At 52.3% G+C, this 14,497-nt stretch carries 13 protein-coding genes; 2 read left to right on the top strand and 11 right to left on the bottom strand.

The genetic code is table 11. The annotated features are described in order from the left end of the window. From glmM to cdaA, 3 genes are all read right to left on the bottom strand, one after another. A partial coding sequence (gene glmM, locus L5656_RS07210; protein WP_297201133.1) for a phosphoglucosamine mutase occupies positions 1 to 1,191 on the bottom strand: 1,191 nt, incomplete at its 3' end. A gap of 1 nt (position 1,192) precedes the next feature. Continuing rightward, positions 1,193 to 2,119 (bottom strand): CdaR family protein, encoded by a 927-nt coding sequence (locus L5656_RS07205; protein ID WP_297201130.1) that lies wholly within the window; start codon positions 2,117 to 2,119, stop codon positions 1,193 to 1,195. 3 nt (positions 2,120 to 2,122) lie between these two features. Further along, positions 2,123 to 2,956 (bottom strand): diadenylate cyclase CdaA, encoded by an 834-nt coding sequence (gene cdaA, locus L5656_RS07200; protein WP_297201127.1) that lies wholly within the window; start codon positions 2,954 to 2,956, stop codon positions 2,123 to 2,125. A gap of 135 nt (positions 2,957 to 3,091) precedes the next feature. Here cdaA and L5656_RS07195 point away from each other — a divergent pair, with 135 nt between their 5' ends. Both L5656_RS07195 and L5656_RS07190 read left to right on the top strand, forming a co-directional pair. Continuing rightward, positions 3,092 to 3,808: a DUF881 domain-containing protein gene (locus L5656_RS07195; protein ID WP_297201125.1), complete on the top strand. Its 717-nt coding sequence runs from the start codon at positions 3,092 to 3,094 to the stop codon at positions 3,806 to 3,808. A 16-nt stretch (positions 3,809 to 3,824) separates the two neighbouring features. Next, complete coding sequence (locus tag L5656_RS07190; RefSeq protein WP_297201123.1) at positions 3,825 to 4,532, top strand: DUF881 domain-containing protein; 708 nt, start codon at positions 3,825 to 3,827, stop codon at positions 4,530 to 4,532. Here the strand turns inward: L5656_RS07190 and cimA are convergent. The 8 genes from cimA to ilvB (L5656_RS07150) form a co-directional block, all read right to left on the bottom strand. Further along, positions 4,529 to 6,112: a citramalate synthase gene (cimA, locus tag L5656_RS07185; protein ID WP_297201121.1), complete on the bottom strand. Its 1,584-nt coding sequence runs from the start codon at positions 6,110 to 6,112 to the stop codon at positions 4,529 to 4,531. The two genes, L5656_RS07190 and cimA, sit on opposite strands and share 4 nt — an antisense overlap. A 4-nt stretch (positions 6,113 to 6,116) precedes the next feature. Further along, complete coding sequence (gene leuB / locus L5656_RS07180) at positions 6,117 to 7,193, bottom strand: 3-isopropylmalate dehydrogenase (protein WP_297201120.1); 1,077 nt, start codon at positions 7,191 to 7,193, stop codon at positions 6,117 to 6,119. A gap of 3 nt (positions 7,194 to 7,196) precedes the next feature. Then, positions 7,197 to 7,700, bottom strand: a complete 504-nt coding sequence (locus tag L5656_RS07175) for a 3-isopropylmalate dehydratase small subunit (protein WP_297201118.1) — start codon at positions 7,698 to 7,700, stop codon at positions 7,197 to 7,199. A 1-nt stretch (position 7,701) separates the two neighbouring features. Next, positions 7,702 to 8,961, bottom strand: a complete 1,260-nt coding sequence (gene leuC / locus L5656_RS07170) for a 3-isopropylmalate dehydratase large subunit (protein ID WP_297201117.1) — start codon at positions 8,959 to 8,961, stop codon at positions 7,702 to 7,704. 49 nt (positions 8,962 to 9,010) lie between these two features. After that, on the bottom strand, positions 9,011 to 10,594 hold the full coding sequence (locus L5656_RS07165; RefSeq protein WP_297201115.1) for a 2-isopropylmalate synthase: 1,584 nt from the start codon (positions 10,592 to 10,594) through the stop codon (positions 9,011 to 9,013). 43 nt (positions 10,595 to 10,637) lie between these two features. Next, complete coding sequence (gene ilvB / locus L5656_RS07160) at positions 10,638 to 12,311, bottom strand: biosynthetic-type acetolactate synthase large subunit (protein WP_297201113.1); 1,674 nt, start codon at positions 12,309 to 12,311, stop codon at positions 10,638 to 10,640. A 19-nt stretch (positions 12,312 to 12,330) separates the two neighbouring features. Next, positions 12,331 to 12,864, bottom strand: a complete 534-nt coding sequence (ilvN, locus tag L5656_RS07155) for an acetolactate synthase small subunit (protein ID WP_297201111.1) — start codon at positions 12,862 to 12,864, stop codon at positions 12,331 to 12,333. Between the two features lie 16 nt (positions 12,865 to 12,880). Next, positions 12,881 to 14,497, bottom strand: a 1,617-nt coding sequence (gene ilvB, locus L5656_RS07150) for a biosynthetic-type acetolactate synthase large subunit (protein WP_297201109.1), incomplete at its 5' end; no start/stop codon positions are given.

Raw genomic sequence — 14,497 nt, 5'->3', positions numbered from 1 at the left:
GGCCTTTTCCACTTCAGCTAAAAGGGCGGGATCTGACATGGCCTTATCTTTATCCCGCACGGGTACGTTCACCAACAATTGGGGAAGGCGGGGCATGACCGCCGCGAGTTCCTTTAAAGATTTTCCCGTTTCCTTTATAACTTGCAAAAGCTGTACTCCAGTTATCAACCCATCCCCTGTACTATTATATTCTAAAAGAATAATATGGCCCGATTGCTCACCTCCCAGCACGGCACCTGTACGGAGCATCTCTTCTAAAACATAACGGTCCCCTACCTTAGTCTGGTATACTTTAATCCCGGCCGCGGTCAAGACCTGGTGAAGGCCGTAGTTGCTCATGACGGTAACTACCACTTTCCCGCCCGGAAGGCCCCCTTGCTGTTTGCGGTGTAAAGCGAGGATGACCATGATAGCATCCCCGTCTACTACCCGGCCTTCCTCATCCACCGCAATGACCCGGTCGGCATCTCCGTCGAAGGCCAGACCTACGTCTGCTCGAAATTCCTTTACGGCTTTGGCTAAAGCTTCCGGACAAGTGGAACCGCAACCCACATTGATGTTAGTACCATCAGGAGCATTATTGAGGACTATAATATCTGCCCCCAGGCGGCGTAAGGCTTCTGGAGCCACCCGGTAAGCCGCACCGTTAGCCACATCTAGCACTACTTTAAGCCCCGAGAGGTCATTTTTAGCCGTAGAACACACGTAGGATATATACCTGCTAGACCCTTCTAAAACTTCCAGCGCCCTACCCAGGTCTCCTCCCGTAGGCCTGGGTAGTTCATCTTTGTCCTTAAACACTTCCCTTTCGATCTCTTCTTCAACAGGATCTGGAAGTTTAAAACCCTCGGAGCTAAAGAACTTAATACCGTTATCTGCTACGGGATTATGGGAAGCTGATATAACCACTCCCGCGTCAGCGCCTAAAGATTTAGTAAGCCAAGCCACCGCCGGGGTGGGCATGATACCCACTTTAAGCACGTCACCGCCCACCGAACAAATCCCGGCCACCAAGGCGGCCTCCAGCATATCACCAGAAATCCTGGTATCTCTCCCTACCACTACCCGCACCCGGGTACGTCCTTTAGCCAATACAGCAGCACCAGCCCGGCCTAGCTTAAAGGCCAGCTCCGGGGTAAGTTCCCTGTTGGCCACACCCCGCACACCGTCAGTCCCGAAAAGTTTCCCCACGCTATCCCACCCTTTCAATCTCCACTATGACCTGGACCCTCGGAAAGCTACTCAATTGAACACCGGCGGGTATTTCCAGTTCGCTTTCGGCCGTAACATTTTTGCGAGCTCCGGCTATATTAATAGGAGTTGTATAGAGGCTGTCTAAACTGGACAATATGTCATAAGGGGCCAGTACCTCAACTACTTCGGGATGTAAAATAACCCTTTTTACCTCGTAGCCAGGGGCTGGCTCTCCTACCAACCTTGGCCTTATGGTCACCATGCGGCTAGGCATGTCCTGGACTACGGGTACAAATACCTCCACATTTTCGGGTTTAGTAGTAAGCCAGCGGCTTAAAGGGCGACCTTCCCGGTCCGCTATCTGCACAGGCAATTGAGCAAGGTAATTCCCCCGGGCCTGGTCCATGTTTACTTCCACGTATACCTTCCCTATCTCTTTCAGGAACGCTTCCGGTCCCGAGACTATAACCTCCGAAGGTTTAATCACCGGCTCTAGGACCCGGTAGCCGCTTGCAGGCTCTCCGTTTAAACTAGCCTGAACGCGAAAAGAGATCTCCTTGACTTGCTCTACCTTTACGGTTACCTGGGAAGGGTTAACCCGGACTAGCCTAATCCCCTCCGGAAGGGTTACCTGAACCGGAAGTGTATTCTCACCCACCCTGGCTACCCTGAGATCTACATAGGCCCTTATATCCCTGGGCAACAAATTCTGTATCTGCCCCCTACGGCCCTCTACTCTCAAACTTACCTCCGAAGGCAAATCGACCACAACCAGGCCAGCACTTAAATTTTCTACTTCTAAGGGGACACGTAACACCTGCTCCGTAGTAGGATTCTGTTCCGAGGTTACATAAAACCACAGTATCAGAGCTAAAGCTACAGCTAAAAGCTTTACGCCCAAATTTTCCCGCCAGCGTTCAAGCATCCCTTAGGACCTCCAGGGCCAGAAGGAAGAGCCATGATTGGACTGCGGTAAAAGCAAGCTTTGCAATATCTCGCGCAAATTTTTCTCATCCAGGAAACGGATGAGCCTTCCCCCCTCAGCAACCGACACAGCTCCCGTCTCCTCGGAAACAACTATGACCACCGCATCGGAAATCTCGCTTACCCCTAGAGCCGCCCGGTGTCTGGTGCCTAACTGCTTGCTAAGGTAGGGGCTGTCCGATAGAGGTAGGAAGCACCCTGCCGCCACAACACGGTCACCCCGGATGATGGCAGCTCCATCGTGAAAGGGAGTAAGAGGGACGAATAGGTTTATAAGTAGTTCGGCCGAGACCACAGCATCTACACGGATGCCGGTTTCAATGTAATCATTTAGGCCCGTTTCCCGTTCTACAACCATTAACGCGCCAGTTTTGTTTTTAGCCAGCACTTGCACAGCCCTTACTAGTTCACTAATAACCCGGGCCATATCTTCCGTTCCCAGCAATCTAAACGGCCGCGCAAAAAATTTGCCCCGGCCAAGCTGTTCCAGGGCTCGACGTAGTTCGGGCTGAAAGACAACCGGTAGGGCCACTACGATCATTAAGCGCAGCTGGCTTAAGATCCAGGTAATGGTAGTAAGCTGCAGTTTTTCTGCCACAACTGAAGCCACCACTAGCACGCCCAAACCTTTAAGTAGCTGGACCGCCCTGGTTCCCCGGATGAGCAGCAGAAATCTGTAGATTACATAAGACACTATAGCAATATCTACGATAAGGCGCAATATATCACCAAAATTTAACCTGGTGAGGTGTGACCAGAGGGCTTCTAAAAATCCCATACCGTTCACCTTCATTCGCCGGAGGCTGCAAAAATCCTTCTGTAAAATTCTATCCTAGTCCTATCTTTCCCCTTTTTGTCAGTTGCAGAACCCTTAAACCTTAGCTAGAATAAAGCCTAAAGGAGAGGATGAGCTTTGCGTCGTTTCATCTCTTTAATTTTAATATGTTTCCTCTCAGGACTTCTAGTAGCCTGGCAATTGCGCGCTCAATGGGCCAATGCAGCCCAAAACAAAAAAGATACCGGCCTCATAGAAATCATCCGTACCTTAGAAGAGGAAAATAAAGGGTTGGAGGAGAGGATCGCTGATCTACGCCAAAAGCTGGAAGAAACACAAAAAAACCAGGCCCGCTTTGAAACCACCCTATCAGGGTTGCAAAAACAATTGGACGAACTCAGAATCTTGGCCGGCCTGACTCCTCTAACTGGCCCGGGTATAACTATTACCTTAGACGATAACAAGGCTGGGGCTGAAGCAGCCAAAACAAGTTCTCCTGCAACTTATAATCCGGAAAATTACATCATCCACGATAAGAATCTGCTCTATTTGGTCAACGCTTTAAAGGCTGCGGGAGCAGAAGGAATAGCCATAAATAACCAGCGGCTGGTAACCACCTCCGATATAAGGTGCGTAGGTACGGTCATCTTGGTCAATTCTACCCGCCTGGCCCCACCTTACGAGATAAAGGCTGTCGGCGACCCGGATAGGCTGGAAGGGGCGGTCTTAAACTCGGAAGAGTTCATTTATCTGAAAAGCCGTGAGTTCCCCATCAAACTGGTCAAAGCCCCGCAAGTAATACTCCCGGCCTATAAAGGAGGTTTCCCCTCTCAATATGCTAAGCCAGCTGACTAAGGGAGGTAATCCGTCCGTGCTCCGCTTAAAGACCTGGGGCCAGGCCTGCTTGACAATAGTCCTCCTCATCTTGGGCATTCTTTTGGCCTTACAGTTTCGTACCCAGAGGCTTTTGGCCAGCTCTTTGGAAGCCCAGAAAACTGAGGATCTGGTCGCTATGTGGAAAAACTCCAATGCCAAGCGCAGCCAGCTCATTCAGGAAATCAACGAACTTGAAGAACAGCTCCAATCTTTAACTACTTCATGGGGAGAAAGCGACAAGGCCCAGGCGGCCCTGGAAAAGGAAGTCACACGATTAAAAACCGCCTTAGGCCTTATGCCTGTGAAGGGCCCGGGTATCACCGTAACTTTTACAGGGGATTCTCCCCTGCTGGATACAGATCTTATAGATTTGGTCAATGAACTCTGGGTTTCCGGTGCGGAAGCCATAGCCATAAATGACCACCGGGTTACTCCGGCTACCTTTATAGTGGATAAGGAGGAAGGCCCCACCATATATCATACGGTAAACGGCCATAAGCTCCTTTACCCTATCGTCATAAAAGCTATCGGCGACCCCGATACTCTAGAAAAAGGATTGACTTTTACGGGTGGCATCCTGGATAATCTAAACACCTTGTATAATATCCGGCCTACTGTAAAAAAACATCAGGAAATCAAGATTCCGGCGGCCCCACCGGTGAACTTAAAATACGGCCGCCCCGCCAAAGAGGAACCGTCTTAAGCCCCCGCCACCTTTCTTTGCTCGCTTTCCTTAAGCAGAGCGTACTCCATACTATCGAGCAACGCTTCCCAGCTGGCCTCGATAATGTTGGTAGACACCCCTACCGTGCTCCAGGAATTGTTGGCATCCCGAGATTCGATCAATACCCTTACCTTGGCGCTGGTAGCCGCCGCTTCATCCAGGACTCTGACCTTGTAGTCGGTTAAGCGCATGCGCCGGATGGCCGGGAAGAATTCTTCCAAGGCCTTCCGCAGGGCATTGTCCAGGGCATTGACCGGGCCATTGCCCTCTGCTGCTGTATGCACCACCCGGTCCCCTACCCGTAATTTGACGATGGCTTCGGCTGTAGCTTCTTCGTCCTCCCTCTTTTCTACCAGTATACGGAAGTAATCCACCTGGAAGGGCTGGCGGTACTCTCCGCTAGCTTTGCGCAAGAAAAGCTCCAGGGAAGCCTCGGCTCCCTCGAACTGGTAGCCCTGCCGTTCCAGCTCCTTAATGCACTCTACTACATCGCTAGTCTGGCGGCCGTCAAGTTTCAGGCCCATCTCCGCTGCCTTATACTTTAGGTTACTGGCCCCGGCCAGCTCCGAAACTAATACTCGTCTCCTGTTCCCCACCTTTTCCGGGGGAATATGCTCGTAAGTAGAGGCATTTTTCAGCACCGCGCTGACGTGGACACCACCTTTATGGGCAAAGGCACTGTACCCTACAAAAGGCTGGTTGTTGGGCTGGATGACGTTGGCGATCTCGCTGACGTAGCGGGACACCTCAGTTAGCTCTTGCAGGCGACCGGGCGGTAAGCACCGGTAGCCTAGCTTTAGCTCCAGGTTGGGTATCACCGAGCAGAGGTTGGCGTTGCCGCAACGCTCCCCCAACCCGTTGATGGTCCCCTGCACCTGGCGGCACCCAGCCATGACCCCCGCCAAAGTGTTAGCCACCGCCAGCTCGCCATCATTATGGGTATGGATGCCTAAAGGCTTATCTACAACTTGTCGTACCCGCTTAACGGCCTCTTCTATCTCACCCGGAAGACACCCACCGTTGGTATCGCAAAGAACGATCCAGCTAGCCCCCGCCGAAGCCGCCTCCTTTAAGCAGGCCAAAGCATAATCGGGATTGTTCTTGTAGCCATCGAAAAAGTGCTCGGCGTCGTAGACGACCTCCAGCCCCCGTTCCACTAAAAAGGCTACTGTCTCTCTAATCATGGCCAGGTTTTCTTCTAAGGTGGTACCCAAGGCTTGATAAACATGGAGGTCCCAGGTCTTGCCAAAAATTGTGGCCACCTTAACGCCTGCCTGCAGGATGGCTATAAGGTTTTCGTCCTCTTCTACCCGTCCCCCGGGCTTTCGTGTCCGGCCGAAGGCAGCCAGCTTCGCATGGCGGAAAGTTAACCCTTTAGCGCGCTCAAAAAACTCCATGTCTTTAGGGTTGGCCGCGGGCCAGCCACCCTCAATATAATCCATACCGAAGAGGTCGAGCCGCGTAGCTATCTTGAGCTTATCTTCCACCGAAAGGCTTATGCCTTCGGCCTGGCTTCCGTCCCGCAAGGTGGTATCATAAAGATAGATCTTTTCGCCCATAACCCTACCCCTCTTCCACTGCCTGCCTTACCAGCTCTCCCATTTCTTCGGTACCAACCAGGGTCGTGCCTTCCCTGAAAATATCCGCTGTACGGTAACCCTGTTCCAAAACCTTGTTCACCGCGTTTTCTATATCACGGGCCGCTTGTTCCATTTTAAAGGATATCCGGAGCATCATGGCAGCAGAAAGTATAGTGGCTAGAGGATTGGCCTTATTCTGGCCCGCAATATCGGGAGCCGAGCCGTGGATGGGTTCGTATAGGGCAGTCTGCCCTCCTATACTGGCTGAAGGTAGCATACCGATGGAGCCGCTCAATACCGAAGCAAGATCGCTCAGAATGTCGCCAAAAGTATTCTCCATAACTAAGACATCGAACTGCCGAGGGTTACGTATGAGCTGCATAGCGCAGTTGTCTACATACATATGTTCCAGCTCTACATCTGGATACTCCTGCGCCAGCCTTTCTGCCGTCTCTCTCCACAGGCGGGAGGTTATAAGTACGTTAGCTTTATCCACCGAGGTAAGCTTTTTCCTGCGGGCCCTAGCCAGCTCAAAGCCTAGACGGAGTATGCGCTCTATCTCTTCAGAGGTATATATAAGGGTATCCCAGGCCACCTCCCCGGTATCCGTACGCTGCCGTTTCTTCTCTCCAAAGTAGAGGCCACCGGTTAGCTCCCGCAAGATGAGAAGGTCGGTCCCTTCCACCACTTCTTTCTTCAAAGGGCAGGAATCCACCAGGGCGGAAAAAAGATAAGCCGGCCTTATATTGGCATAAAGCCCCAGACCTTTCCGCAAAGCAAGCAGGGCTGCTGTTTCCGGCCTCTGGGCCGGGGGAAGAGAGTCCCATTTTGGACCTCCTACTGCTCCGAGGAGGACAGCCTGGCTCTCCTCACAAAGCTTTAAAGTCTCCTCGGGCAGGGCCGTACCGTAAACGTCTATAGCCGCCCCTCCTACGAGGCCCTCCTTAAATTCAAACTGTACTCCGTACTTCTTACCTACGGTCTTAAGCACTTTGACGGCCTGAGGAATTATCTCCGGCCCGATCCCGTCACCGGGAAGAACAGCGATTTTATACCTCAAAGGTTAGACCTCTCCCTTCAGTTTCTTTGCTACATAAGGTATAAGACCTCCCGCCGCCATGATTCCCTGCATAAAAGGCGGGAAAGGAGCAGTGCGGAAGGTAAGGTTCCGGGTTAAGTTGGTGATTACGCCTTCTTCCGGATAAATTACTATCTCATCTCCCGGCTCAGAAGCTTCAGCCAGCCCCGGTGCTTCGAAAATAGGAAGCCCTATATTAATGGCATTGCGGTAAAAAATACGGGCGAAGGAAGAAGCTACCACTGCCGCTACACCCGCACCTTTGATGGCCAAAGGCGCGTGCTCCCTGGAGCTCCCGCAACCGAAATTTTTCCCTGCTATTATAATGTCCCCAGGCTTTACTTTAGCCGGAAAAGCCGGATCCGCATCTTCCATGCAATGCTTGGCCAGTTCCTGGGGATCAGTCGTATTAAGATAGCGGGCCGGGATAATCACGTCGGTATCTATATCGTCGCCGAACTTATGACATCTTCCCCGAATAGGCTGCATTCTACAATACCTCCTCAGGTGCTGCTATCCGACCTTTAATGGCGCTGGCTGCAGCCACCGCCGGTCCAGCCAGGTATACCTCGCTTTCGGGATGCCCCATGCGTCCGACAAAGTTACGGTTGGTAGTAGCCACGGCCCTCTCTCCCCGGGCCAGGATACCCATGTGCCCGCCCAGGCAGGGGCCGCAGGTAGGTGTGGACACGGCTGCTCCCGCCTCGATGAATACGCTTATAAGCCCCTCTTCTAAAGCCTGGGCATAAATCTTCTGGGTTCCCGGGATAATGATGAGCCGGACCTCGGGGTGCACTTTCTTGCCCCGCAAAATTTTAGCCGCCACCCGCAAGTCTTCCATTCGTCCGTTGGTGCAGGAGCCTATCACCACTTGATCTATTTTAATATCGCCCACTTCGCTTATGTTGCGGGTGTTCTCCGGAAGGTGGGGGAAGGCTACCTGGGGCTCAATACGGCTAGCATCGTATTCCCTTATTTCGGAATAACGGGCGTCTGCATCGCTGGTATAAACTTGGTAGGGACGTTTAACCCTACCCCGTATATACTCTAAAGTCTTTTCATCCACCGGGAAAATGCCGTTCTTGGCACCCGCTTCAACAGCCATATTGGCCATAGTGAAACGGCCGTCCATGGATAGCTCAGCTATAGCCTCGCCGGTAAACTCCAAAGCTTTGTAAAGGGCACCGTCCACACCTAAGTCACCTATGGTGTATAAAATCAAATCCTTCCCTCCAACCCAGGGACGCAACTTGCCGTAGTACCGTAAAAGTATAGTCTCCGGAACTTTAAACCAGCACTCCCCGGTAGCCATGGCGCAAGCCAAATCGGTGGAACCTACCCCTGTAGCAAAAGCGCCCAGAGCACCATACGTGCAAGTATGGGAATCCGCACCCACAATAAGGTCTCCCGGCCCTACCAGCCCTTCCTCGGGCAACAGGCAGTGCTCTATCCCCATGCGGCCTATTTCATAATAGATAACCCCTTGCTCCCGGGCAAACTCCCGCACCAGTTTGGCTTGTTCAGCCGATTTTATATCCTTGTTGGGTGTGAAGTGGTCGGGCACCAACACCACCCGTTGGGGGTCAAAAACCTTCGTGACGCCTAGGCGCCGGAACTCCTTTATGGCCAGGGGAGCCGTGATATCGTTGGCCAAAGCCAGGTCTATTCGCGCATTTATCAGCTGCCCAGGTTCCACCTCTTTAAGTCCGGCATGAAAGGCCAAGATTTTTTCGGTCACGGTCATGCCCATACCTTTAAATACGCCTCCTGTATCCTTCATCTTTACTCTAAGGAAGGTGTTATTTGGCCACCCCGGGCCGTGCGTTTGCGTTATTAACTTCGTCTAAATAATGCAGGTTTTCCTCGCCTACGTCGTAAACTAATTTGTTTATAGCATTAATGTACGCCCGGGCGCTAGCCTCCAAGACATCAGTGCTTATGCCGCGGCCGATAAAGTGCCTGCCTTCGTATTCTACTTGTACTGTAACTTCGCCTACCGCGTCCTTGCCCCCGGTTACGGCATTTAAAGAATAAGACTTCAGAGCTAGAGGAAGGCGAGTAATTTTATCTATCGCCTTGAAAGTTGCGTCCACCGGACCCTCACCACAGGCAGCCTCTTCCCATACCTGCTCGCCTACTTTAAGGCCTACTGTAGCAGTAGGTATCACGTGGGTGCCGGTAGAAATGTGCAGGTGCTGGAGCACGTACTTTTCCGGAATCTGCCGTATCTCGTGCTCCACTATGGCCTCTAAATCCCGGTCGGTTATCTCTTTTTTCCTGTCGGCAAGCTCCTTAAAGCGCTGAAAGGCCTTCTCCAGCTCGGCCTCGGTCAAATTGAAGCCCAGCTCGGCAAGGCGCGTACGTAATGCGTGGCGGCCCGAGTGCTTGCCCAAGACTATATTGCTCTGCACCAGGCCGATCATGGCTGGGTTCATGATCTCATAAGTAGTCCTCTCTTTAAGAACGCCATCCTGGTGAATACCGGATTCATGGGCAAAGGCGTTTTTGCCCACAATGGCCTTGTTGTACTGCACCGGCATACCCGTGAGGCTGCTAACCAAGCGGCTAGTACGGTATATTTCTTCGGTAACGATACCTGTTTTACAACGGTAATAATCGTACCGTGTGAATAAGGCCATTACAATTTCTTCTAAGGCCGTATTCCCCGCCCGTTCACCTATACCGTTTACAGCACACTCTACCTGGTTAGCACCATTCTCTATAGCCGCTAAAGAGTTGGCCACCGCCAGGCCCAGGTCATTATGGCAGTGCACACTTAAGGTCACGTTTTCGATGCCCTTTACGCGCTGGCGTATAAGAGCTATGAGCCTACCGAACTCCGGCGGGGTGGCATAGCCCACGGTATCGGGTATATTAATCACGGTGGCACCGGCAGCGATGGCTACTTCTAAGACCTGGCACAAGAAGTCAGGGTCGCTCCGGGATGCATCCTCGGGAGAAAATTCCACATCCTGGCAGTGTTGTTTGGCATAGCTTACTCCTCTCTGGACGGCTGCCAGAACCTCTTCCCGAGTCATACGCAATTTATGCTTCATATGGATATCGGAGGTGGCAATAAATACGTGCAGGCGAGGCCGGGCAGCATATTTAACCGCCTCCCAAGCCCGGTCGATATCCTTTTCGTTTATGCGGGCCAGGGCGGCTATAACGGGCCCCTCTATCTCCTGGGCTATGGCTTTCACAGCTTCAAAATCCCCGGGAGAAGCGATAGGAAAGCCGGCCTCGATAACATCCACCTTAAGTCTGGCCAGTTGCCGGGCGATCTCCAATTTTTCCTGCACGTTTAAGCTTACGCCCGGGGATTGCTCACCGTCGCGCAAAGTCGTATCGAAAATGTAAATCCTTCGACCTTCCCTTTCCATGTTCTTAACTGCTCCCTTTCCCCTTCTTTAAAGGAATTAATCTTTAGTCCTGCGGTAGAATCATCTCGTTCAGGGCAGCTCCCACAGGCACCATAGGATATACCATCTCTTCTTCGCTGATAAGGCACTCAATGAGGGTTAGCCTTCCGTTGTCCATGGCCTCTTTTAGAGCAGGAATAACCTCTTCCTGGCGGGTCACCCTTAGGCCTACAGCGCCGTAAGCTTCTGCCAGCCGGACAAAATCGGGGTTGCCGTGGAAGTGGACGGCAGTATATTTGGCTTCGTAGTAAAAATGCTGGAGCTGGCGTACCATGGCCAGGCTTTGGTTATTAAAAAGGAGGATTTTTATGGGAAGCTCATGTTCCATGGCCGTACCTAGTTCGGCCATACCCATCTGGAAACTACCGTCTCCGGTAATAACCCAGACCATTTCCTCGGGACGTGCGAGTTTGGCTCCGATAGCCGCAGGAAAACCGTACCCCATGGTGCCCAGCCCGCAAGAAGATATGAAGGTACGCGGACGGGTAAACCCGTAGTAAAGGGCAGCCCACATCTGGTGCTGGCCCACATCAGTGGTTATAATCGCCCGACCGCGGGTCATCTCACCCAAGCGCTGTATCACCCACTGCGGCCGCACATCGCCGCCCCCGCGCCCGTAGGTTAGCGGAAATTCTTCTTGTAACTGTTTTATACGCTTAAGCCAGGCCTCTCTTTTAACAGGCTTAAGCAAGGGTAGCAGGTCCGCCAAAACCGTACGCGCATCCCCTACCAGGGGCAGGTCCACACGGACATTCTTTCCGATCTCCGCCGGATCAATGTCTACATGGGCTATCTTGGCCTGCGGAGCAAATTTTTCTAGGGCACCCGTCACCCTATCGTCAAACCTTACCCCTATCCCGAAAAGAACATCGCATTCCATAACTGCGTGGTTGGCATAGGGTTTCCCGTGGAGGCCCACCATACCCAAGGACAAGGGATGGTCTTCCGGAAAAGCCCCTAGGCCCGGCAAGGTGGTGGCTACCGGTGCTTGGAGGGTTTCTGCCACCTTAAGAAGCAGATCTTCTGCGCCCGAGGCTATAACTCCTCCACCTACAAAAATGATCGGGCGTTCCGATTTAAGCAACAGGTCGGCCAGGGCGCGGATTTGACCGGGATGCCCCTTATAGGTAGGCTTATAGCCCCGGATCTCTACTTTAGACGGGATGGGCTCCTCACAAAGGGACAATGCCACATCCCTGGGAAGATCTATGAGTACAGGGCCCGGCCGGCCCGTGCGGGCGATATAGAAGGCTTCCTTAACTATTCTCGGAAGTTCAGCTACATCTTTGACTAAATAGTTATGCTTAGTTATGGGCATGGTAATACCCGTAACATCTACTTCCTGGAAAGCATCGGTGCCCACCATACTTGTGGGTACCTGACCGGTAATGACAACTACCGGAATGGAATCCATATAAGCAGTAGCTATCCCGGTAACCAGGTTGGTAGCCCCCGGGCCGGAAGTAGCAAAGCACACACCGACCTTACCGCTGGCCCGGGCGTATCCGCTAGCAGCATGCACAGCCGACTGCTCGTGGCGCACTAGAATATGCTTTATAGGACTATCTGCCAAGGCATGATAAAGAGGTAGCACCGCCCCTCCAGGGTATCCAAAAACTATTTCTACACCTTCCTGGAGCAAAACCTCAATAACTGCCTGAGCACCGGTACGGGCCAATCCCCTTCCCCCCTTCCTTCTACCCTGTCTGTGTCGCTGTCTCCTGGCTATTAAGGCCTGCTTCCAAAACCTTGCCCCTTGCGCCCCGTACCAGAGCTATCTTTCCGGTACGGGCCATCTCCCGGATACCGAAGGGGCGCAAGGCACTTTCTATAGCGTTTATCTTATCCTCATCACCTGTAGCTTCTATAATAAGGGTGTCGCGAGAGACATCCACGATGCGGGCCCGGAAGATCTCCACTATCTGCATGATTTCCCCTCTCACCTGGGGTTCTGCGTTTACCTTGATAAGGACGAGTTCACGGCCCACATGGGGATCCTCGGTTATATCGCTGACCTTTATAACATCTATCAGCTTGTTTAACTGCTTACACACCTGTTCAATAGTTCGCTCGTCTCCCTCTACCACTATAGTCATGCGAGAGATAGAAGGGTTTTCTGTAGGCCCTACAGCCAGGCTCTCGATATTGTACCCGCGGCGGGCAAAAAGGCCAGCTACCCGCGTGAGCACACCGGGCCGGTTCTCTACCAGGACAGCTAATGTGTGTTTCATCTTCCCCTTTCCCTCCCTAAACCACCATCTGCCTTAAGGTGCCACCGGGAGGCACCATGGGCAGGACGTTCTCTTCCCGGTCTATTTTAATATCCAGCAGGAAGGGGCCGTTATGGGCCAGGGCCTTCTCTAAAGCTTGGATTACTTGTGATCTATCCGTGACTCTCAGGGCAGGGATACCGTAAGCATCGGCCAGTTTTACAAAATCAGGGTTTCCGCCGGCCAGATCTGAATAAGAATAGCGCCTTTCAAAGAAGAATTCCTGCCACTGGCGTACCATACCGAGATAACCGTTATCTAGCAACACTATTTTTATAGGAAGTTTGTAATAGCTTATGGTGGCAAGCTCCTGGGAGTTCATCTGGAAGCTCCCATCGCCGGTTATAGCTATAACAGTGGCATCGGGTTTGGCTATCTGGGCCCCTATAGCCGCAGGCACTCCGAAGCCCATGGCCCCTAGACCACAAGAAGATAAGAAGGTGCGCGGGTGCTTAACCGGATAATACTGTACGGCCCACATCTGGTGTTGGCCCACATCGGTAGAAATAATGGCTTCCCCTCTCGTTAAACGATACAATTCCTCTATCACATATTGAGGCTTAAGGCCACAGTCCCTGTTATACTTTAAGGGATATTCTTCCTGCCACTGCTTAATCTTCTCCCGCCAAGGGGTATGCTTCTTAGTACCAGGCAGTTCGGCCAGCAGAGCTTGTAGGGCCCGCTTGGCGTCAGCAACTATGGGAATATGAGCAGGAACATTTTTACCGATCTCCGCGGGGTCTATATCAATGTGGATTACTTTCGCCCGGGGGGCAAAATCTTCGAGCTTCCCGGTAACCCGGTCATCGAAGCGCACGCCTACACCGATTAAAAGATCGCACTCGCAGACGGCATAATTGGCAGCCACGGTACCATGCATGCCCACCATACCCACAAACAGGGGATGATCTTCGGGGAAAGCCCCCTTGCCCATCATACTGATAATAACGGGAATGTCTTGGCTTTCGGCCAAAACCCGTAGCTCTTCATGGGCACCGGAACTTATAATTCCTCCGCCAGCAAAAATTAGAGGTCTCTCTGCCTTAGATATGGCCTTAACCGCTTGGAGCACCTGCAAAGGATGGGGGTTTTCATATACACGATAGCCCCTTAAGGTGTTCTTGGGAGGGTAACCGTTGAAAATGGCCGTCTGGGTGGTAACGTCCTTGGGGATATCAATGAGGACCGGTCCAGGCCGACCTGTACTGGCAATATAAAAGGCTTCGTGGATGGTGTTGGCAAGATCCGCTACATCCTTGACCAAAAAGTTGTGCTTAGTGATGGGCATGGTAATACCCGTGATATCCGCCTCTTGGAAGGCATCCCGGCCGATTAAATTTAACCCTACTTGGCCGGTTAAGAGGACGAGGGGAATAGAATCCATAAAAGCGTTGGTGATACCCGTTATAAGGTTGGTAGCACCCGGTCCGGAGGTTACTATGCATACCCCCGGCTTCCCGCTAACCCGTGCGTAACCATCGGCAGCGTGGACAGCACCTTGTTCATGACGGGTGAGGATGTGCCGGATATTGGCTACATAAAGTTCGTGGTAGAGGGGAAGAACAGCCCCACCCGGGTATCCAAATACTGTATC

This window comes from Thermanaeromonas sp. (genome assembly GCF_021890735.1).
Classification (GTDB): Bacteria; Bacillota; DSM-521; order Neomoorellales; family Neomoorellaceae; genus Thermanaeromonas.
Note: the sequence above shows the minus strand (reverse complement) of the source record. Positions and strands in the feature narration are given on the sequence as shown.